Origin of the sequence: Streptomyces sp. NPDC050287 (assembly GCF_044459385.1) — a bacterium.
Taxonomy (GTDB): Bacteria; Actinomycetota; Actinomycetes; order Streptomycetales; family Streptomycetaceae; genus Streptomyces.
Window position 1 is genome coordinate 344,501 of the sequence record NZ_JBITIY010000006.1, and the last position, 19,898, is coordinate 364,398.

At 71.9% G+C, this 19,898-nt stretch carries 19 protein-coding genes; 12 read left to right on the forward strand and 7 right to left on the reverse strand.

The genetic code is table 11. The annotated features are described in order from the left end of the window. Positions 1–244: 244 nt before the first annotated feature. Genes ACIBK3_RS23540 through ACIBK3_RS23580 form a run of 9 tightly spaced genes read left to right on the forward strand, consistent with a single transcriptional unit; the run spans position 245 to position 10,763 of the window. Complete coding sequence (locus ACIBK3_RS23540; protein WP_399368369.1) at positions 245–1,393, forward strand: DUF3344 domain-containing protein; 1,149 nt, start codon at positions 245–247, stop codon at positions 1,391–1,393. Between the two features lie 49 nt (positions 1,394–1,442). Beyond that, a complete protein-coding gene (locus ACIBK3_RS23545; RefSeq protein WP_399368371.1) occupies positions 1,443–2,624 on the forward strand; it encodes a glycosyltransferase in 1,182 nt (393 codons plus the stop codon). After that, positions 2,621–4,048, forward strand: a complete 1,428-nt coding sequence (locus ACIBK3_RS23550) for an exopolysaccharide biosynthesis polyprenyl glycosylphosphotransferase (RefSeq protein ID WP_399368373.1) — start codon at positions 2,621–2,623, stop codon at positions 4,046–4,048. The genes ACIBK3_RS23545 and ACIBK3_RS23550 overlap by 4 nt, the downstream gene beginning before the upstream one ends. A 5-nt stretch (positions 4,049–4,053) precedes the next feature. Further along, positions 4,054–5,400 (forward strand): O-antigen ligase family protein, encoded by a 1,347-nt coding sequence (locus tag ACIBK3_RS23555; RefSeq protein WP_399368375.1) that lies wholly within the window; start codon positions 4,054–4,056, stop codon positions 5,398–5,400. Then, complete coding sequence (locus ACIBK3_RS23560) at positions 5,397–7,085, forward strand: lipid II flippase MurJ (RefSeq protein WP_399368377.1); 1,689 nt, start codon at positions 5,397–5,399, stop codon at positions 7,083–7,085. Before ACIBK3_RS23555 ends, ACIBK3_RS23560 begins: the two co-directional genes overlap by 4 nt. Then, a complete protein-coding gene (locus ACIBK3_RS23565) occupies positions 7,069–7,833 on the forward strand; it encodes a polysaccharide deacetylase family protein (protein WP_399368379.1) in 765 nt (254 codons plus the stop codon). Before ACIBK3_RS23560 ends, ACIBK3_RS23565 begins: the two co-directional genes overlap by 17 nt. 1 nt (position 7,834) lies before the next feature. After that, on the forward strand, positions 7,835–8,986 hold the full coding sequence (locus ACIBK3_RS23570) for a glycosyltransferase (protein ID WP_399368381.1): 1,152 nt from the start codon (positions 7,835–7,837) through the stop codon (positions 8,984–8,986). Then, entirely contained in the window at positions 8,983–9,651 is a 669-nt protein-coding gene (locus ACIBK3_RS23575; protein ID WP_399368383.1) for a lipopolysaccharide biosynthesis protein, read from the forward strand. Before ACIBK3_RS23570 ends, ACIBK3_RS23575 begins: the two co-directional genes overlap by 4 nt. Continuing rightward, complete coding sequence (locus ACIBK3_RS23580) at positions 9,648–10,763, forward strand: GNAT family N-acetyltransferase (RefSeq protein ID WP_399368385.1); 1,116 nt, start codon at positions 9,648–9,650, stop codon at positions 10,761–10,763. The genes ACIBK3_RS23575 and ACIBK3_RS23580 overlap by 4 nt, the downstream gene beginning before the upstream one ends. Positions 10,764–10,780: 17 nt before the next feature. Here ACIBK3_RS23580 and ACIBK3_RS23585 read toward each other — a convergent pair whose 3' ends face one another. Continuing rightward, the gene (locus ACIBK3_RS23585) at positions 10,781–12,250 is read right to left on the reverse strand and encodes a glycoside hydrolase family 26 protein (RefSeq protein WP_399368387.1); all 1,470 of its coding nucleotides are present in this window, start codon (positions 12,248–12,250) and stop codon (positions 10,781–10,783) included. 178 nt (positions 12,251–12,428) lie between these two features. Here ACIBK3_RS23585 and ACIBK3_RS23590 point away from each other — a divergent pair, with 178 nt between their 5' ends. Next, complete coding sequence (locus tag ACIBK3_RS23590; RefSeq protein ID WP_399368389.1) at positions 12,429–13,688, forward strand: ATP-grasp domain-containing protein; 1,260 nt, start codon at positions 12,429–12,431, stop codon at positions 13,686–13,688. Then, positions 13,688–14,953: an NAD(P)-binding domain-containing protein gene (locus ACIBK3_RS23595; protein ID WP_399368390.1), complete on the forward strand. Its 1,266-nt coding sequence runs from the start codon at positions 13,688–13,690 to the stop codon at positions 14,951–14,953. The genes ACIBK3_RS23590 and ACIBK3_RS23595 overlap by 1 nt, the downstream gene beginning before the upstream one ends. Positions 14,954–15,004: 51 nt before the next feature. Here the strand turns inward: ACIBK3_RS23595 and ACIBK3_RS23600 are convergent, their stop codons facing one another. Then, complete coding sequence (locus ACIBK3_RS23600; protein WP_399368392.1) at positions 15,005–15,757, reverse strand: LPXTG cell wall anchor domain-containing protein; 753 nt, start codon at positions 15,755–15,757, stop codon at positions 15,005–15,007. Positions 15,758–15,979: 222 nt separating this feature from the next. Between ACIBK3_RS23600 and ACIBK3_RS23605 the strand changes: the two genes are divergently transcribed. Next, entirely contained in the window at positions 15,980–16,225 is a 246-nt protein-coding gene (locus tag ACIBK3_RS23605) for a hypothetical protein (RefSeq protein ID WP_399368394.1), read from the forward strand. Positions 16,226–16,362: 137 nt separating this feature from the next. Here ACIBK3_RS23605 and ACIBK3_RS23610 read toward each other — a convergent pair whose 3' ends face one another. The 5 genes from ACIBK3_RS23610 to ACIBK3_RS23630 all read right to left on the reverse strand — a co-directional run bounded on the left by ACIBK3_RS23610 (position 16,363) and on the right by ACIBK3_RS23630 (position 19,789). After that, a complete protein-coding gene (locus tag ACIBK3_RS23610) occupies positions 16,363–16,614 on the reverse strand; it encodes a hypothetical protein (protein WP_399368396.1) in 252 nt (83 codons plus the stop codon). 227 nt (positions 16,615–16,841) lie between these two features. After that, positions 16,842–17,093 (reverse strand): hypothetical protein, encoded by a 252-nt coding sequence (locus ACIBK3_RS23615; RefSeq protein ID WP_399368398.1) that lies wholly within the window; start codon positions 17,091–17,093, stop codon positions 16,842–16,844. Positions 17,094–17,346: 253 nt separating this feature from the next. Then, on the reverse strand, positions 17,347–17,610 hold the full coding sequence (locus ACIBK3_RS23620) for a hypothetical protein (RefSeq protein ID WP_399368400.1): 264 nt from the start codon (positions 17,608–17,610) through the stop codon (positions 17,347–17,349). A 142-nt stretch (positions 17,611–17,752) separates the two neighbouring features. Next, entirely contained in the window at positions 17,753–18,097 is a 345-nt protein-coding gene (locus ACIBK3_RS23625) for a hypothetical protein (protein ID WP_399368402.1), read from the reverse strand. 159 nt (positions 18,098–18,256) lie between these two features. Then, the gene (locus ACIBK3_RS23630) at positions 18,257–19,789 is read right to left on the reverse strand and encodes a von Willebrand factor type A domain-containing protein (protein WP_399368404.1); all 1,533 of its coding nucleotides are present in this window, start codon (positions 19,787–19,789) and stop codon (positions 18,257–18,259) included. Positions 19,790–19,898 lie beyond the last annotated feature (109 nt).

The following is a 19,898-nucleotide window of genomic DNA, read 5'->3' on the forward strand; positions in this document are numbered from 1 at the left end:
TCCCCGCCCGGTCCGGTAACTCCGCGCACAAGGATGGCCGAGTCCTCATATGAGATTTACAGGGGCGTGTTTCCCACCGGGGATCCGCCTCATTTTCACCATCCCGACACGCATCTCCGGTTTCGTCGGCTCACATCCTTGAACGGCTACAGTTGCGCACCTCTCCACGCGCCCCCATGGCACACATATTTGCCTTCGTGCGCCCCCTGACACCGCATCCTTTTCCGAAAGGGAAACGCCGGTCATGCGCAATCCTCTTGTCCCACTACTGCACCGCGTGACGGCAGGCGCTCTGGTCCTCGCCGGGAGCTGGGCATCCGTCGGCGCCCCGGCGAACGCGTCCACCGCCCCGCCCTCACGGGAGGCGAGCCGGGTTGCGTTCGCCGAGCGGTACCACGCACTGCAGCACGGCGGCATCGTGCGCGCGGCCAACTCCTCCATCAGCTGCCGTACGACAGGGGCGGTGGGAGGATCCCGGCAGTCGACGGCACCCGGCTGCCCGGCCGCCCGCGCGGGCCAGGCCGCTGTGAACGGCCGCTTCGACACGGACTACATCGACATCGACCGGGACCCGAACACCTACAACTCGTCCCAGGCGGAGGTCCGTCTGCCCAAGGGCTCCCGGATCAGCTACGCACGGCTGTACTGGGGCGGCAATCTGCGCGTCGGCGAGCAGAAGCCACGCAAGGACAACGGGCGGGTGCTGATCGCCGAACCCGGCGGGGCGTACAAGGAGGTCCTCGCGGACACGGTCGTCGGCCACCGCGTCGCGAACGGCGCGGACGCCTTCCATGCCTCGGCGAATGTCACGAAGCTGGTGCGGGCGAGCGGGCCCGGTCTGTACACCGTGGCGCAGGTCAACGTGGCGAGGGGCAGGTCGGGGGCCGGCGCGTGGGGCGGCTGGACGCTGGTGGTGGCGTACGAGAGCCCGGCGGCGCCCCTGCGGCACCTCGCCCTCTGGGACGGCTTCGACGCACTGAAGGACGGGGCGGAACGGGAGATCCGGCTGACGGGACTACGCTTCCCCGCCGGCGCCGGCGGCCGGGTGGGTCTGGTCACGTACGACGGTGACCGCGGCATCCCCGGCGACACACTCACCCTCCGGACCACCCGGACGGGTACGCACGGTCAGCGCTCTCGCGCCACGGTCACCCCCCTCGCCGACCCGAAGAACCCCGTCGGCGACGTTTTCAACTCCACGATCAGCGAGCCCGGGACGTCCGCGCCGAAGCGTGTCCCGGCGTACGCCAACACCCTCGGCTACGACTCCGACGTCCTCGATCTCGGTCCCGGCCTGCGGGGCGGCGGCGACCAGTTGGCCTTCCGTCTGAAGTCGCAGGGGGACGTGGTGTGGGCCGGCGCGCTCTTCGCCGCCGTCGACGCGCAGCGGTGAGGCGCGTTCCCCGCCGTCCCGAGCACCACCCCGAGCGAGGACATCGCGCATGCATCGGTCACCAACTCCTTCCCGGCCGCGGGTCCTCCACCTTGCCCAGCCCGTGGAGGGCGGCGTCGTCCGCGTCGTGACGGACCTGGTACGGGCGCAGCTCGCGGGCGGTCTGGCGGTGACGACGGCCTGCCCCGACGGATCGCTCGCCACCGGACTCAGGGCGCTCGGCGCCGACGTACGGCACTGGCACGCCACGCGGTCGCCGGGTCCGTCGCTCGTCCGGGAGGTGCGGCACCTCGCCCGTGTGATCGACGAGGTGCGCCCCGACATCGTGCACGTCCACAGCGCGAAGGCCGGGCTCGCCGGGCGGCTCGCCGTGCGGGGGCGGATCCCGACCGTGTTCCAGCCGCACGCCTGGTCCTTCGAGGCGGTCGGCGGGGTCGCCTCGGCACTCGCGCAGACGTGGGAGCGGCGGGGGGCGCGTTGGGCCTCGCGGGTGGTGTGCGTGAGTGAGGCGGAGCGGACCACCGGTGTGCGCGCCGGGATCGACGGACGGTGGAGCGTCATCCCCAACGGTGTGGACACCCGGCGCTTCCATCCCGCCCCGGCCGGCCCCGTACGGGCCGGCCTGGAGCCGTTGCGCGGGGTCGATCCCGCCGCACCGCTCGTCGTCTGCGTGGGGCGGCTGTGCCGGCAGAAGGGACAGGACGTCCTGCTGACGGCGTGGAATGCCGTGGCCCGCAGGGTGCCCGGGGCGCGTCTGGTCCTGGTCGGCGACGGGCCGGACCGCGACCGGCTGCGGGCGCGGGCGCCGAAGTCCGTGCTGTTCGTGGGAGCCGTCGCCGACACCGCCCCCTGGTACCGGGCCGCCGATCTCGTCGTACTGCCGTCCCGCTGGGAGGGCATGGCGCTGGCCCCGCTGGAGGCGATGGCCTGCGGGCGGCCGGTGGTGGTCACGGACGTCGACGGTGCCCGCGAAAGCCTTCCGTCCTCCGTCGCCGCGCGGTGCCTGGTGCCGCCCGAGAACCCGGTGGTGCTGGCCGGGGCTGTGGCAGAACTGCTGCTCGACCCGCTGCTGCGCGAGTCGCTCGGCCACCGGGGACGCCGACACGTGCTGTCCACACACGACGTGCGGCACACCGCCGAGGCGGTCGCGGAGGTCTACCGCCACCTGATCGGCGCATGGCCCGCAGGGCGCGTCGCGCCCATCGAGCACAGGGAGTCCATCCACTCGTGACCGCGGAAAGCACCGTCCCTTCCCCCGGCGCACAGCCCCGGGAACACGGATTCTCGTCCGTCTCGGTCGTGCCGGCGCAGGGCACCGCCCCGCGCGGCCGGTTCCCCGCCCACAGGCCGCCGCCACGGCCCGCCTCGCCGGTGCCGCTGATCGTCGTGGACGGCGCCGCCGCCGCGCTGGGCGCCCTGACGCTGACCGGAACGCGGCTGCAACCGCTCCCCGTCACCCTGCTGCTCGCCGCGTCGCTGCTGCTGGGGCCGCCCCGAGCGCGCCCCCCGGTGCCGGGCGTCCTGCCCGAGCTGCCCACCGTCTGCGGCCGGACCGCGGTGGCCTGGCTCGCGCTCGCGGCACTGATGGCGGCGTACCGGCCCGACGACGCGCTGTCCGCCCGCACCCTGCTGGCGGGCTTCGCCGTGCAGGCGGCGGCGAGCTGCGCGCTGCGCGCCGCCGTGTACGCGAGGTGGCGTGCCGCGTTGTTGCGCCACCCGTGCACCGCTCTCGTCATCGGCCCGGCGGAGACCGCGCAGCGCGTGGCCGCCGCCGTGCTGCGGCATCCGTCGTGCGGGGTGCGGCCCGTGGGGATCGTGGCGGACCGCCCGGACGGCACCAAAGGCCTACCGGTGCTGACGACCGGGGAGGAGGTCGAGCGGGCGGTCATCCAGAACGGGGTGCGGGCGGTGCTGGCCGTCCACCCGTCCGTACGGGCCCGGCAGGGACCACTGCTGCGCACGCTGGCCGAGGCGGGCTGCGAGGTGTGGGAGGTCGACGCGGGCTCTCCGTCGTACACGAGGCAGGAACGGCTGGCCGGGTTTCCCTGCCGGCGTCTGGAGATGTCCGCCGCGCGCCGCGGCAGCGCGGGCAAGCGGACGCTGGACATCCTCGTGTCCGGGACCCTGCTGCTGCTGGCCGGCCCCCTGCTGCTGGCGTGCGCGGTGGCGCTGCGGATCGGCGACGGGCCGGGCGTGGTGTTCCGGCAGCAGCGCATCGGCAAGGACGGCCGTCCGTTCACGCTGCTGAAGTTCCGCACGCACCGCCCGGTCGACGCGCACGAGGCGGCGACCCGGTGGAGCGTGGCGAACGAGGACGAGATGCGCGGGTTCTGCCGCATGCTGCGGCGCACGTCGTTCGACGAGCTGCTCCAGTTGTGGAACGTGCTGCGGGGCGACATGAGCCTGGTCGGCCCGCGTCCCGAACGGCCTTACTTCGTCGCGCAGTTCAGACAGGCCTACCCCGGTTACGCGGCCCGCCACCGCATGCGCGTCGGCGTCACCGGGCTCGCCCAGGTCCACGGACTGCGCGGCGACACCTCGATCGAGGACCGCTGCCGGTTCGACAACGCCTACATCGACAACTGGTCGCTGTGGCAGGACGTCTGCATCCTGCTGCGTACCGCGGCCACGCTCGTGCGTCCGACGGGGAGCTGAGAGCCGTGGGCCTCGCGCTGACACTGCTCCCTCGCCGCGGCACCTTCCGGTCACCGGTCCTGCCCGTGGTGGCCGTGCTCGCCCTGCTGGCGCTGCCGCGCCCCCCGGACGGCGCGGGTCCCGCCGACGCGATGTCCGCTCTGGCGGTGCTGTACTGCGCGATCCGTCTCGTACGGGACCGGCGGCGGCCCTTGTCCCGTACGGCCGCCGTGGTGCTGGGGCTGCCGGTCGTCGGGCTCGCCGTCGCCGCCGTGGGGGCGCCCTCACCGTGGGACGGTGTCACCGGCATGGGCCGCTTTCTGCAGGTCTTCGTGCTGGTCCCGGCGGCGGTCCTGCTGCTGATCCGCGACCGGGGCGACTTCCGGCTGCTGGCCTGGTCGTTGGTGGGGCTCGCCCTGTGGCAGGGGGCCGTCGGAGCGCACCAGTACGTCACCCGGACCGGCGCCTCGTACCAGGGCGAGGACATCCGTGCCGTCGGCACGTTCGGCCCGCAGGACGTGATGGGCATGGCCTCGGTGGTCTCCGTCGGCCTGGTGTGCGCGCTCGGTCTCGCGCTCGGCCGTACCTCCCCCCGACAGCGGTCGGTCGCCGTCGGGTGCGCGCTCGTCCTGCTGGCGCCGCTCGCGCTGTCCTTCAGCCGGGGCGCGTGGATCGCCACGGCCGTGACCTGTGCGGCGCAGCTGGTGCTGGCCGGGGCGCGGCGCGCGCTGGTGGCCGCCGCGGCCGTGGCCGCCGCGGCCGTGGTCCTGGTGGGCGGCCTCGGCGTCGGCACGGCGATGCTGCAGGAGCGGATCGACAGCATCACGCGGGTCACCGACGCTCCCGACCAGTCCGTCATCGACCGGTACAGCCTGTGGGCGGCCGCGACCGGCATGTGGCGTGACCACCCGGTCACCGGCGTCGGCCTGAAGGGCTTCCCCGAGTACCGGGACGGGTACGCCTCGCCGGCGCTGTCGGCGGCCAGCGACACGGAGGGCGCGGGGTCCGCGTACCGCAGGCAGCCGCTGTTGTCGCCGCACAACATGTACCTGCTGGTGTTGAGCGAGCAGGGCCTGACCGGGCTGGTGGCGCTGGGCGGGAGTTGGCTGGCGCTGCTGGTGTGCGCGCTGTGGGGCCTGTCGCGGACCCGCGCGACACGGGGCCCCGGCCTCGACTGCGCGCTCATCGCCTGCGCACTGCTGGTCCGGCAGCTCACCGACTTCCTGTACGCCGACATCGGCGGCCCCTCCACCGTGCTGACCGGGGTGTGCTTCGGGCTGGCGGCCTGGTGGGCGCTGGCCGGGCACGGCGAGCGGCAGGGCGCGGTGTCGGTTCCGTTGCCGCGCAGGGTCGAGGAGGCCGTGGCGCGATGACGCTGACACCGCCCGGGATTCCGCGGACCGAGCCTGCTTCCGCTTCCGGGACCGAACGGGTGGCCCTGCCCGCGGCGCGGGCCGCGGACAGCACCGACCTCACCGGGGTCTCCCGGGGCTTCCTCGCCAAGGCCACCTTGATCACGGCGTCGCTGTCGGTCGCCGGAGCGCTGCTGGGCCTGGTGCGCGACCAGGCACTGGCCCGGATGTTCGGGGCGGGCAGCGAGACGGACGCCTTCCTGATCGCGTGGACCGTGCCGGAGTTCGCCGCCACGCTGCTGATCGAGGACGGCCTGGCCTTCGTGCTGATCCCGGCGTTCAGCATGGCCCTGGCCCGACGCGCCCAGGGCTCCGCCGGCGACCCGGTCCGCTCCCTGGTGGCCGGCACGCTGCCTCGCCTGTCCTTCGGTTTCGTCGCCGTGTCCACGCTGGTCGCCGGCGGGGCCCCGTACCTGGTCGAGGCGCTGGCACCCGGCCTGCCCGATCCCCGTCTCGCCGTCGACTGCACCCGGCTGACGGCGACCTGCGTGCTGACCTTCGGGCTCGCCGGGTACTGCAGCGCGGCCCTGCGGGCACATCGGCGTTTCCTGGCCCCCGCGGCGATCTACGTCGCCTACAACACCGGCATCATCGCCACGATGTCCCTGCTCGGCGAAGGCTGGGGCGTGCGATCGGCGGCGGCCGGGGTCGCGGCCGGCGGCTGCCTGATGGTGGCGGTTCAACTTCCGTCTCTGTGGCGACAGTTGAGGAATCGTACGTCCGCTTCAGGTGCTTCCGGGGTCGAGGCACGCCCGATGGGTCTGTCCCTGCTGGGCGCCGTTCTGGGCTTCGCCCTGTGCCGCCAGTCCCAGGTCCTGATCGAACGCTTCCTCGCCTCCACCCTTCCCGCCGGGGCCATCTCGCACCTCAACTACGCGCAGAAGGTGGCCCAGATCCCCATGACGCTGTCGCTGATGCTGTGCACCGTCACGTTCCCGGTGATCGCACGGGCGCTCGCGGACGGCGACACGGAACGGGCCCGGGCCCGTGTGGAGCGGGACCTGGCCCTGGCTTCCCTGCTGCTGCTCCTCGGCGCGTCCGCGGTGATCGCCTGTGCCCCCCAGATCACCGAACTCCTCTTCCAGCGGGGCGCGTTCACGGCACAGGACACGGCGGCGACGGCGAGCGTCCTGCGCGTGTACGCACTCGGGCTGCTCGGCCAGACCCTGGTGGGCGTCCTGATCCGCTCGTACTTCTCGGCGGGGCGGCCCACCTGGTATCCGGTCGGCGCCATGGCGGCGGGCATCATCGCGACCTCCTGGATCGGGGTGGCGACCGTGGGTCCGTGGGGTGTGCCCGGGATCGCCGCCGCCAACGCCGCCGGCATCACCGTCACGGCCGCACTGCTGCTCGCCGGTCTCGCGAGCAAGCCCGGGCACCGCGAACCGCGCGGGGTCCCGATCCGTGTCCGGCCGGTGCTGGCCGAGCTGAGCAAGCCGCTGCGGGCCGCGGTGGTCGCGACGGTGGCGGGGGCGCTGGCCGCGAGCTGGCCCGAGTCCCCGGTGGCGGGGCTCCTGACCGGCTGCCTGACCGTGACCGCGGTGTTCCTCCCGCTCAGCCGGGCGCTGGGCGCCGAGGGCTGCGCATCCGCTTTCCATTCCGTACGTACCGTCACGCGGAGGCTGACGCATGGCCGTTCCCGTTGATTCCCCCGTCACCGGCACCGTCCTCGCGGCGCGTTCCCGCCCGGCCCCCTGGGTGGCGATGTACCACTCCGTGGGCGACCGCTCGGACGACCCGTACCGCATCACCGTCACCCCCGAGCGGCTGGAGGGGCAGCTGGCCTGGCTGCGCCGGCGCGGGCTGCGCGGTGTGTCCCTGCGCGAGCTGTTCGCCGCCCGCGCCCAGGGGCGGGGAAGGAGCCTGGTCGGTCTCACCTTCGACGACGGATACGCCGACTTCCTCACCCACGCCCTTCCGGTGCTGCTGCGCTGGAACTGCGGCGCCACCGTCTTCGTCCTGCCCGGACGCCTCGGCGGCGTCAACTCCTGGGACCCGCTCGGCCCGCGCAAGCCGCTGCTGACCGCCGACGACATCCGGCACGCGGCCGCCGAGGGCGTGGAGATCGGCTCGCACGGGCTGACCCATGTCGATCTCACCCGGGCCGACGACGTCACGCTGAAGGCCGAGGTCGGCGACAGCAGGGCGCTGCTGACGGAGCTGACCGGCGCTCCGGTCGACGGTTTCTGCTACCCCTACGGCAGGGTCGACCGGCGCGTCGTCGCCGCCGCACGGGACGCCGGATACACCTACGCCTGCGCCATCGCTCCCGGCGACCTGACGGGCCCGCACGCCGTCCCCCGGCTGCACATCGGCGACAACGACACGGCCTGGCGGCTCCACCTCAAGCACAAGCTGCACCGGCTGCGGCGGCGCCCCGTGGCGGGTGTGTGACATGAGGGCACTGCACATCATCACCGGTCTGGGCGTCGGCGGCGCCGAACAGCAACTGCGCCTGCTGCTTCGCCACCTCCCCGTGGAATGCGACGTGGTCGCCCTGACCAACCCGGGTGCCGTCGCCGACGGGCTGGTCGCCGACGGCGTCCGCGTGCACCACCTCGGCATGGGCGGCAACCGCGACCTGTCCGCGCTTCCCCGCCTGGTCCGCCTGATCCGCGCGGGCGGCTACGACCTGGTGCACACCCACCTCTACCGCGCCTGTGTCTACGGCCGTCCCGCCGCCCGTCTGGCGGGCGTCAGGGCCGTGGTCGCCACCGAACACTCCCTCGGTGACTCCCAGATGGAGGGCCGGCCGCTGACCGCGGGCGTCAGGGCGCTGTATCTCGCCAGCGAGCGCCTCGGCTCCGCCACGGTCGCCGTCTCCGCCACGGTCGCCGACCGTCTCAGACGCTGGGGGGTACCCGCCCCGCGCATCGAGGTCGTCCCCAACGGCGTCGACCTGGCCCGGTTCCGCTTCGACCGGTCGCGGCGCCACCACACCCGTCGGCGCCTCGGCCTGCCGGAGGACGCCTACGTCGTCGGCGGGATCGGCCGGCTCGCCCCCGGCAAACGCTTCGACGTCCTGATCCGGACGATCGCCCGGCTTCCCGACGACCACTGGCTGCTGCTGGTCGGAGCGGGCCCGGAGTCGAGCGTCCTGCGCCGCACGGCCCATGAGGCCGGCGTGGCCGAACGTGTCCTGTTCACCGGCGAACGCCCCAGTGTCCCCGACGGCTCCCTGGGCCCCGACCTGCCCTCTCTCACCGCCGCCATGGACCTGCTCGTCTCGCCGTCCCCGCAGGAGACCTTCGGACTGGCGGTCGTGGAGGCCCTGGCTTCCGGGCTGCCCGTGCTCTACGCCTCCTGCCCGGCGGTCGAGGACCTGCCCCCGCGGGCCGCCGCCGCGGCCCGGCGGGTGCACGGCGGTCCGCAGGCGTACGCCCGCGCCGTCGCCGAGGTCCGCGCGGCCGGTCCACGGCCTCGTGCGGTCCCGGAAGCCGCCCACCACTACAGCATCACCCGCAGCGCCGCCCGGCTCATGGACGTGTACGCGGCGGCGGTGTCCAGTTCGTCGTCCCCCTCACTCCAGGGAGCCCGTTCCTCATGACCGACCACCCCACCCCACGCCCCCGGCGGTCCGGGCGCCTGGCCCGCTTCGCGGCCGCGCTGCTGCCCTGGGCGCTGCTCACGTTCTGCACGGCCGCCGGCTGCCTGGCCGGCGTCGCCTACAGCCAGTGGAGGCCCCCGGTGTACACGGCCACCAGCTACGTCGTCGCGGTACCCACCGAGCAGTCCGACCCGGCCTCCGCGCTCGGCTTCGCGCAGGCGTACGGCCGGGCCGCCACGCAGCTCGCTGTGCTCGGGGACGCGCAGGTGTCGGCGGACGTGCCGGTGCGGACGTTGCAGCGGAGCGTGCGGACGGCGACCTCTCCGGACGCCCCGATGATCTCCGTCTCGGCCACCTCGCGGCGCCCCGGTGCCGCCGCCCGGATGGCCAACGCCGTCGCCCGCGCGCTGACCGTGCACGCGAACGCCACCATGGTCAGCACCCATGTCCAACTCCTCCAGTTCTCACAGGCGGTGCGGCCGACCGAGCCGTCGTCCCCGTCGCCGAAGGTGACCGCTCTGGTCGGCGCCAGTGCGGGCGGCCTGCTCGGCGGACTGCTGCTGCTCGTCCGGCCGAGGCGGACCACACCCGGGGTCCACGACGCCTTCCGGCCCTCCCCGGTGCCCGTTCAGGCCCCTGCCGCAGACGTGCACGGACAGCTGTGACAGCGGCGTACACGACGGAAATCGTCACCGAAGCGCGCGTCTTCGCCGAGCTGGCCCCGCAATGGGGGCGGCTGTACGAGCGGTGCGGCGCGGCGACGCCGTTCCAGAACCACGCCTGGCTGCACTCGTGGTGGCTGTCCTACGGCAGGCCCGGCCGGCTGCGGCTGGTGCTGGTGCGCGAGGGCAGCGAACTCGTCGCCGCCGCGCCCCTGATGCTCCGGCGCGGCCCGGTGCCGACGCTGGTACCCCTGGGCGGGGTGATCTCCGACTACGGGGATGTGCTCATCGACGACGAGCGGGCGGACCGGGCGGCAGCCGCGCTCACCGAGGCGCTCTCGGCCGCCGCCCGCACCGCGCTGATCGACTTCCGCGAGGTGCGCCCGGGCGGGGCGGTCGAGCGCGTCTACGACCGCTGGAGCGGTCCACGCCGACGGGTGCGGGACTCGCTGTGCCTGGAGTTGCCGGCCGCGCCCATGGACGCGCTGGTGTCCCGGCTGCCGTCCCGCGGAGCCCAGCGGGTGCGCGCCAAGTTGCGCAAGCTGAAGTCGCTCGGTGTGGAGCGGCATGTCGTACGGCCGGACGAGGTGAGCGCGGCGCTGCGGCGGCTGGTCGAGCTGCACCGCCTGCAGTGGCAGGGGCGGAAGGTGACGCCGGAGCATCTGCGCACCCGTTTCTGTGAGCATCTGGTGCGCTCCGTGGTGCCGATGGTGCGCTCCGGAGACGCGGTGGTCACCGAGTTCCGGCTCGGCGGTGACGTGGTGGCCGTGGACGTGACCCTGCTGTCCCGGCGGATCATGGGCGGCTATCTGTACGGGGCCCACCCGAGCCTGCGGGAACGCAAGGCGGACGTGGCGGTGATGCTCCTCGACGCGTGCGCCCAGCACATCGGTACCGCCGGCCCGGGCGCGCTGAGCCTGCTGCGGGGCAACGAGCCGTACAAGCACCACTGGCGGCCCCGACCGGTCGTCAACCAGCGTCTGCTGCTGGCCCGCCGGCGCACGGCCCCGCTGATGTCGGCGGTGCTCTGGGGCACGGTCGCACGCGGGAGCGGCAAGGATGTACTGCGCCGCCTCCCGCTGCGCCCTACCGGTGACCGCGGCCCCGTCTCATGAGCCGCCGCCGACGGCCGTCATCGGATGCGCGACCACCATTCGAGGAGCAGGCACAGCTTGCCCCCGAACCAGTGCTCGATCCAGTCGCCGAGGTGCAGCGACGAACAGCGTGCGGGGAGCTGCGACAGGTCGGCCTCGGCGGACGGGTTCGACGTGGGCTGCGTGACCGGCACTTCCGTCGGGACCGGGTCTTCCGGGGTGGCCGGGACCTCGGTCGAGACCGGGTCTTCCGGGACGGCCGGTTCCTCGGTGCGGCCGAACAGGATGAACTGGTAGATCCGGGACGACATGGTGTTGGCCGCGCACTGCCAGACACCGTGCGGGCAGTAGTCGGTCACCGTGTTGTACAGCGGCTTGTGCATGGCGATCCAGGCGAGCATGCCCAGCGTGTAGACGGCGTTGTCACCGTTGCGGAAGAGCCCCCACTCGGCGTAGGAGATGGGCTTGTTGTGGGATTTCGCGAAGTCGACGTGTGCCTGAAGCCCGTAAGGCTCCGTGACCTGCTCGGCGAACGAGAGGCCCTCCGGCTGGTCGTAGGTGTCCATGCCGATGATGTCGACCGTGTCGTCTCCCGGATAACACGTCGTCCACGGAACGGCGTCCCGGCCGCGGTTCGGAGTGAAGTCGAACCGGAACTTCTGGCCCGGCACCGAGCGCATCGTGGTGACGATCCTGTTCCAGTACTCCTTCCAGGCCTCCGGATCCGGCCCGCAGCGATGGGCGTACGTCGTGCCGTTCATCTCCCAGCCGAGCACCAGGATCGTGTCCGGCACCTTCAGGGCCACCAGCCGCTCGGCGAGGGCACGGAAGTGGTGGTCGAACTGGCCGGCCGCGCCCTGCCGCAGCAACAGCCGGACCTGGGCGTCGGAGACGGGGTACTCGTTGCGCTCCTGCATGGGCACGTTGAGGACGAGCATCCGGTCGTCCCGGTCCCTGCGCCAGCGCGCCCACGGGTCGAGAACGTCGGGAGCGCCTTCGATGTTGCTCCAGCTGTCACCGGGCAGGTAGGTGTGGCCGACGCGCAGGTCGGCCCCGCCCAGCCAGTTGCTGAACTCCTCCATGCGGGCCACACCGAGTGCCCCGGAGCCGAGGAAGGCCCCGAAGGCGGGCCCGTCCTTCGCGAGCGGCGCGGTCGACGGCCCGGGGGCGGACGGCGTCAACGGCACGGAGCCGGACGGGGTCGGCGGTACCGAGTCGGACGGGGTCGGCGCTACCGAGTCGGACGGGGCCGTGGGGACGGGAGTGAGCGTGGCTTCCTGCGGCTGTGCCGATTCCGTTTCCGCGAAGGGCGTGACCGGGGTCGGCGCGGAAGCCGTCGGCGCCGGGGCGGACGGCACAGGGGCGGCCGGCGTCGGATCGGGAGGGTCGGGGAAGCTCACCGCCCCCGCCACGAACCCGGGGCCGGACACCAGCGTGACGAAGACGGCGACCGCCACCGCGATGACCGCCGGCCGTCCGATCCGGGCACGACATTGCTGGGGGGCCATGCCTGCTCCTCTCTCCGCTCTTGGTCGCTCTACGCACGCACGCTGACGTCCTGTCACCTTTTGCTGACGCCCTGTCACACGAAGTCAGTCACATGAAATGACATGGCGCCACCGGCCCTACGGCCTTCGAGTGACTCGCTCGCCCGCACGGGTGAGCCGACCCAAGGAAAGACCGTCCATGTCACTGCTCGACACCCGCGTCCCCGCTGTTCTGCTGCGGATCGACCGGAATCCCTTTCACCACGGGACGCTCGGAGCCGTGCGCTCACTGGGCAGAGCGGGAGTGGAGGTGCATGTGGTCGCCGACTCGACGGGAAGTCCCGTCGCCCGGTCGCGTTTCGCGCACCAGATGCATCCCCCGCCGCCGCCCGGGGCTTCTCCCCGGGAGATCGCCGCGGTACTGCGCCGGGTGGCCACCAAGATCGCCCGTCCCGCCGTCCTGGTCCCGATGGACGACGTGAGCGCCATCGCCGTGAGCCGCATGCGTGAGGAACTCGCGCCCTCCTATCTGCTGCCCGCCGGACCCGGCGCACTGCCCGAACGTGTCGCCGACAAGGCCGAACTGGCCGCCCTCTGCGCGTCCGCCGGCATCCCGCACCCGGTGACGGTGGTCCCGGACAGTCCGGCACAGGCCGCCGACGCCGCCGGGCACCTGGGACTGCCGGTGGTGGCGAAGTGGAGCAGGCCCTGGCTGGTGCCGGACGGCAGCGGGCTGCGCAGCACGGTACTGGTGAACTCGGCGCGCCAGGCGCGGCAGCTGTATCTGCGCACCGAGGAGGCCGGCAGCCCGCTGCTGCTGCAGGCGCATCTGCCGCCGGGCCCCGACCGCGACTGGTTCTTCCACGGATACGCGGACCGCTCGTGCGCCGTGCGCGCGGGCGGCCCGGGCCGCAAACAGCGGGCCTGGCCACGCGGGGCGGGCCTGACCGCGGTCGGCTGCTGGACGCCCAACCCGCAGGTGCGGGCGCTCGCCGAGCGGCTGACCGGGGAGCTGGGCTACCGCGGGATCTTCGACCTCGACTTCCGCCGCTGCGGCACGTCGGGCCGCTACCACCTGCTCGACTTCAACCCGCGTCCCGGCGCCCAGTTCCGGCTCTTCACCGACACCGCCGGCCTGGACGTCGTACGCGCCCTGCACCTCGACCTGACGCACCGTCCCGTGCCGGAAAGCTCACCGCGGCCGGGGCGGGTGTTCGTGGTGGAGAACTACGCGCCGCTCGCCGCGCTGCGGTCGGCACCCCGCGGCCGTGAGCTGGCCTGGTACGCCTCGGACGACCCGGCTCCCGGCCGGGCGATGTGGACCCTGTGGTGCCGCCATGTGTCCCACCGGCTGCGCGAGCGGCTGAGTGCGGCCACGACGGCACCGGCACCGACGCGCGTGGTCCGCCAGGCGGCCACGCCGAACCCGACCGACGACGAGAGAGCGAGTAGAAGCTGATGTACGACCTGCTGGTGGTGGGCGCCGGCCCGTACGGCCTGTCCATCGCGTCCCATGCCGCGGCCGCCGGGCTGAACCTGCGCGTCCTCGGGCGGCCCATGGCGTCCTGGCGGGACCACATGCCCCGTGGCATGTTCCTGAAATCGGAACCCTGGGCATCCAACCTCGCTGATCCCGAGGGGCGTTGGGGGCTGGACGCGTACTGCGCGGCCCGCGGACTGACCGCGCGTCACGCGCAGCCGATCCCGGTGGAGGAGTTCGCCGCGTACGGCCTGTGGTTCGCGCGGCATGCCCTGCCCCGGGTGGACGAGCGGATGGTGAGCCGGGTGACGGCCCGCCCGCCCGGGTTCGAGGCGGTCACGGAGGACGGAGAGGTGCTGCGCGCCCGGACGGTGGCACTGGCGGTCGGCGTCATCCCCTTCGTGGAGGTGCCGTCCCCCCTGCACGGCCTGCACCCCGCGCTCGTCTCGCACAGCAGTCACCACAGTGACCTCGGCCGCTTCCGGGGCAGGGACGTCACGGTGATCGGCGGCGGCCAGGCGGCCCTGGAGACCGCGGCACTCCTCGCCGAACAGGGCACCCGCGTACGCGTGCTGGCCCGGGCCGGCCGGCTGTGCTGGAACGATGTGCCACCCCCCTTGCAGCGCCCCTTGTGGCAGTCGGCCCGCGCCCCGCACAGCGGCCTGGGCTGCGGCTGGCGCAACTGGTTCTACGCCGAACGCCCGGGCCTCTTCCGCCGCCTGCCCGAGCCCACCCGAGCCCGCATCGCGGCCACCGCGCTGGGCCCGGCCGGCGCCTGGTGGGTACGCGACCGGGTCGAGCCGGCGGTGCAGGTACTGCTCGGCCACGAGGTCGCCGCGGCCCGTCCGGTACCGGGCGGCGTACGGCTGGAGACGTCAAGCCGGAACGGGGAGCCGCTCTCCCTGGAGACTGAACACGTGATCGCGGCCACCGGGTTCCGTGCGACCCCTGACCGGCTCACCCTGCTCTCCGACGAACTGCGCGCGAGCCTGGCGACGGCGGCCGACGGCTCTCCGGCGGTCGGGCGGGACTTCGAGTCGTCGCACCCGGGACTGTTCCTCGCGGGCCTGGTGACCGCTTCCGCGTTCGGTCCGGCCATGCGCTTCGTCCAGGGCGCGGGCTTCACGGCGAAAACGCTCGTACGAGGGGTGCACCACCGGCTGCGCACCACCCCGCCCACCGGAACGATCCCGGTCCCGGCGGTCCGGGAACCCGCGGAGGCACCGTCGCGGGCAGGCGGCTGACGACAGACGCCGGGTGCCGGACGCATCGCGTCAGGCACCCGGCAGGAAGCGCTACCGACGGGAAGTGGTCCGCCCTCGCCGGTACAGGGTCACGCCGCTCCCGATGAGCAGCGCGGCAGCGCCCGTGCCCACGACGGTCCCCGCTCCGGCGCCGGTCTCGGGGAGGGTGGGAGGCTGCGCCGAAGGCGTGGTCGGCGGCGCGGCCGGCGGCTTCTCCGAGGGCGGGGTGTGCGAAGGCGGCGTCCTCGTCGGCGGTGTGGTGACGGGGGGCGAGGGAGGCGCGGAGGGAGGAGCGGTGGGCGGCGTGTCCCAGTCGTCGCCGTAGCCGCCCTCGTCGACGGCGTGGCCGCCATCGCCGTCGCCCTTGCCGACGACGTCCTTACCACTACCGACGCCGTCGCCGTTGCCGACCACGTCCTTATCGCTACCGACGCCGTCGCCCTTACCGACGACGTCCTTGCCGGGACCGCCGTCGCCCTTACCGACGACGTCCTTGCCGGGACCGCCGTCGCCCTTACCGACAACGTCCTTGCCGGGACCGCCGTCGCCGCCCTCGTCGCTGTCGTCACCGTAAGCGTCGGCGTTGGCGTTGGCGTCGACGCGTCCGCTGACGGAGCTGTGGTCGGCGCTCTCGCGAGGCGCGCTGCCGTCGGACTGGATGTCGGGCGCGCCCGCCAGGGCACCGAGCGATCCCTCCAGGGTCCCCTCGGAGGATGCGTCCGCGAACGCCGGGATACCGCACAGGGACAGGATGCTGGTCGCGGCGGCAGCCACGACCATTCCCTTGCTCAGGTTCTGTCGCACTCTATTCGTCTTCCTGATCGAAGCAGTGGGAAAAGCCGACCCCGGTTTCGTCAGCTCCGTCCCCTCTTCCTGCCGTTGCGCCGGGAAACGGATTGCCGCCTGCCGTAGTTTCGTTGCCACCTGATTGTCTGGCTGGTCCAGTGATGGGATCCGGTGAAGTGCCAATACCGGCAATCCGAGCACCGGTAGATCCGGTCCGGAATTTTCTCCAACAGTGGCTGCTTGATCAGCCAGGCCCTCGCCTCGGATTCAGTCCGAAAAGATGCTTTCCCTGTCTCCGGACAACGCGGAAAGACGATCATATCGCCCATATTTCCCTCCGAGGCGATTCCGTTCACATTCCTCTTCAGCAGAAGGACGGAATCGATGTTGCACCAGGAGGAAAACCTGCATCAAGCAGGCGACACCCTTACGAATGAAGATCCGGCGAAGTTCATCCGCACAGCCCACAAAATGGGACTGATGTGAATTTCACCTGTCGGACGATATTCATAGGGTTAAAAATATTCAGCGGCCACCGTGAAGATGGCCGCTGTCGATCCGCTGCTGTTAAGTTCTACCGAGCCACACAGGTGGCCGTCGACGCCCCGGCGACGGCCACCCGATCAGCGGTTCGGACCGACCAGCGTGCAGAAGTTGCCGACGTTGGTGACACTTTCACCCAGCACGGTGACCGGCGCGTTGATCGTGATCAGGCCGGACTTGAAATTCTGGTCGCAGTCGAGGTACTGCGCATTGTCGACGGTGGCGTGGGGCGGCTCACCATCGCATTCCGCGGCCTGGGCGATTCCGGCACCCGTCAGGCCGATGCTGCCGATGGCGGTGGTCATCATCATGACCCTCTTGAATCTGCGCACGCGTATCTCCATGTATTGCTCGCGGCCGCCATGAAACATCGCAGCCTCAGTCAACACGGCAAAGGGGACGTCGAGCTTGTCGCATCGACATCCCCTGTACCGCGCAATGTCGGCCCTCTTCCCTGCGGCCCCGAGCCGACAGATTGATCAGGGCGTCCGACGCGGCAAGGGCTGAGGAACGGGTCTCGCACGGGAGGCGCGAGACCCGACCGTCCTACGTACGGAAATCAGTCGATGGAGCCGATCACCGTGCAGAAGTTGCCCTGGTTGGTGTTAATGTCGCCGGCGACGTCATCGTCGGGTTCGACGTCGAGGTCGCCGCCATCAAAGTCCTGGTGGCATTTCACGACCTGCAGGTTGCCGACCTCGAACGGGTCGTCGTAGTCGTGGCCGCCGTTGGCACTGGCCACCCCGGTGCCGACGAGGCCGAGGCCGCCGACCATCGCGGCTACGGCCGCGGCCTTCTTGAGCTTGTGCATTGCATCTCCGATTCTTCACGCACACGACCCTCCTTACGGACCGTGCCCGACTCATCACAGACGATAACACGCGCCGCCCTTAAGTCCACATTCCCGACACGCCCAATTGGGTGATGGTAATCGAGTTATGCGCCTTTTGGGAACGGCATCAAAACCCAAAGCGCCTCCGACCGTTGTGAATAAGGACCTTGAAGGTCCTCGTTCACAACGGTCGGAGGCGCCCGGCAAGAAACCGATGAGCGGCGTCCTGCAATCAGCCGATGGTGCCGATCACCGTGCAGAAGTTGCCCTGGTTGGTGTTAATGTCGCCGCCGACTTCATCGTCGGGTTCGACGTCGAGGTCGCCGTCCTTGAACGACTGCTTGCAGTCCACGGGCTGCAAGTTGTCGAACGGGCCGTCGTAGCCGCCGTGGGCGCTGGCAACCCCGCCGCCGATGAGACCGAGGCCGCCGACCATCGCCGCTACGGCCGCGACCTTCTTGAGCTTGTTCATCACGTCTCCGATTTCTTCACGCACACGACCCTCCTTACGGACCGTGTCCGGCTCGTCACAGACGCTAACACGCACCTCTCTTACCGCACAATTTGCGACACACTAGGTCGAGCCGTGCTAATTACCCGATATACGTTTCAGAGACATCAGAATTACCGAACCGCACTCAGGGCGTACAGACCACGGTGCTCTGGCCGCCGGTCTGCAGCGTGGCGCAGACCTGCGGAACCTTCGGCACGGTGACGCTGACGCTCTGTTGGACGCCGGCCTGAACGGCTTCCCGCAGGTCCACGATCTGGACACCGTTCGCCGTAAGGCTCACCTCTACGGTCCGCGCCACAGCGCAGGTGACACTGACGCTGACCGTGCTGGTCGCGCCGATGCTGACCTGCTGGACGCCGACGGCGCAGGGGAAGGCGCGCTGCGGGGCGGCCTGCGCAGGTGCGGCGGCGACCAGCGGCGCGGAAGCCAGCAGCACGACGGCCGCCGAACGGTGAACGCGATGCGACATCGATCCTCCATCTGCCGATGGGTCGACCGCCACGGGCGGCCGGCCGGTTCGATCACGGCGCCTAAATGTCCTTTAAGCGCCATTCCAGGAAGATGCGATCACGGGCGTACCGACCCCGCAACGCGTGTGCGCCGCCCGGCTGATGCTCCTGCGTGGCGGTCAGCCGGTCGGCTCGGTCAGTTCACTCGCCTGGTCGATCGCCTCGGCGAGGTCTCGTACCGCCTTGTCTCCCCGCGCGGCTGCCGCATCGCGGGCGTGGTCGGCGAGTTCGCCGAGCGACGGGGCAGCGGGGAGGGCGTTCCAGCGGTCGTCGCCCGTGCGGAGGTCATCGGCGAAGTACGCGGCCACGGCGGCGACCTGGAGCCCGTACGGCGAGGTCCACAGGTCGTCCTGAAGGCCGGCGGCCTCCATCTGACCCGACTTCTCGTGCGGAGTGCGGGTGTCGGGGTCGAGCCAGCGGACGGTCGCCGTGGCTAGGTGGCCGGAGTGGCCCGGCCTGGTGCGCACGGCGTACAGCGCGGTGACCGTGTGGCCGGGGCCGACCTCGCCGCCGTCGACGCGGTCGTCGCGGAAGTCGTCGTCGGCGACGCGGCGGTCGTCGTAGCCGACGAGGTGGAACGCGGTGACCGTCTCCGGGTCGAAGGCGACCTGGGCCTTGGCGTCGCGGGCGGTGAGGTCGATGTTCTTCGGGAGCTCCTCGCAGAACACCTTGCGGGCGTCGTCGGCGGTGGACACGTACGTCGTGTGGCCGTCGCCCCTGTCGGCGAGGCGTTCCATCAGGGCGTCGCCGTAGTCGCTGCCGACGCCGACGCCGAAGAGGGTGATGCCGTGTTCGCGGCGGGCGCCGTCGATGCGTTCGAGGATGGAGTCGGGGTCGGTGTCGCCGTCGTTGGCGAGGGCGTCGGAGACCAGGACGACGCGGTTGGTGGCGCCCTTGCGCAGGCCGTCGACTGCGGTGGCGTAGCCGGTCTCCACGCCCGCTGCGAGGTTGGTGGAGTAGGTGGGTTCCAGGCTGTCGACGGCGTCGTGGATCTCGCCCCGGTGGCCGCCGAGACGGGTCATCGGCAGGACGGTCTCGGCCTGGTCGCTGAAGGTGACCAGCGCGACCGAGTCGTCGTCGCGCAGCCGGTCCGTCATCACGTCGAGGGATTTCTGGGCGAGGTCGAGGCGACCGGGTTCGCCCATGGAGCCGGAGATGTCGATGACGAAGGTGAGAGCGGCCGGCGGGCGTTCGCCGTGCTGGTCCCGCGCGTTCCGGGTGGCCAGGCCCACGCGCACCAGGGACCAGTCCTTCTCGTCGGTGCGGGCGCCGTCGACGGTGACCGTGAAGCCGTTGCCGTCGGGACGCCGGTAGTCCTGGCGGAAGCTGTTGACGAACTCCTCGGGGCGGATCGTCGAGGGGTCCGGGCGCTGTCCGTCGGCGAGGGCGCGGCGGGCGTAGCCGTAGGAGGCGGTGTCGACGTCGAGGGCGAAGGTGGACAGGTGGTCGGGGGCCGTGGCGCGGGACTCGTCGTTCTGTTCGCCGCTGCCCTGGGTGTACGCGGGGGCCGGAAAGCCGGTCGCCCCGTTCGCGCGGTCTGTGCTGCTGTGGTCTCCCGTGTCGCTCGTCCCGCACCCCGTGAGCAGCAAGCCGCCCGCCGCGGTGAGGGCGAGCAGGGCGGTGCGCAGCCGTCGTGTCCGGTACCGGTCCATCGTCCTTGCCCCCTTGGCCAGTTGACGCCGTTTCTGTGACTGTGACGGGCCGGGGGGCCGGAACGTGCGCTACGGGGAGTTGCGGCTGGATCTCGAACAGGGCACGGAC

Bases quoted from the DNA above. Each gene is read 5' to 3' on its own strand.
- ACIBK3_RS23590 (WP_399368389.1), top strand. From the start codon at position 12,429: ATGTCACTGCTCGACACCCGCGTCCCCGCTGTTCTGCTGCGGATCGAC.
- ACIBK3_RS23630 (WP_399368404.1), bottom strand. From the start codon at position 19,789: ATGGACCGGTACCGGACACGACGGCTGCGCACCGCCCTGCTCGCCCTC.
- ACIBK3_RS23545 (WP_399368371.1), top strand. From the start codon at position 1,443: ATGCATCGGTCACCAACTCCTTCCCGGCCGCGGGTCCTCCACCTTGCC.
- ACIBK3_RS23540 (WP_399368369.1), top strand. From the start codon at position 245: ATGCGCAATCCTCTTGTCCCACTACTGCACCGCGTGACGGCAGGCGCT.
- ACIBK3_RS23570 (WP_399368381.1), top strand. From the start codon at position 7,835: ATGAGGGCACTGCACATCATCACCGGTCTGGGCGTCGGCGGCGCCGAA.
- ACIBK3_RS23585 (WP_399368387.1), bottom strand. From the start codon at position 12,250: ATGGCCCCCCAGCAATGTCGTGCCCGGATCGGACGGCCGGCGGTCATC.
- ACIBK3_RS23595 (WP_399368390.1), top strand. From the start codon at position 13,688: ATGTACGACCTGCTGGTGGTGGGCGCCGGCCCGTACGGCCTGTCCATC.
- ACIBK3_RS23615 (WP_399368398.1), bottom strand. From the start codon at position 17,093: ATGCACAAGCTCAAGAAGGCCGCGGCCGTAGCCGCGATGGTCGGCGGC.
- ACIBK3_RS23575 (WP_399368383.1), top strand. From the start codon at position 8,983: ATGACCGACCACCCCACCCCACGCCCCCGGCGGTCCGGGCGCCTGGCC.
- ACIBK3_RS23625 (WP_399368402.1), bottom strand. From the start codon at position 18,097: ATGTCGCATCGCGTTCACCGTTCGGCGGCCGTCGTGCTGCTGGCTTCC.
- ACIBK3_RS23560 (WP_399368377.1), top strand. From the start codon at position 5,397: ATGACGCTGACACCGCCCGGGATTCCGCGGACCGAGCCTGCTTCCGCT.
- ACIBK3_RS23565 (WP_399368379.1), top strand. From the start codon at position 7,069: ATGGCCGTTCCCGTTGATTCCCCCGTCACCGGCACCGTCCTCGCGGCG.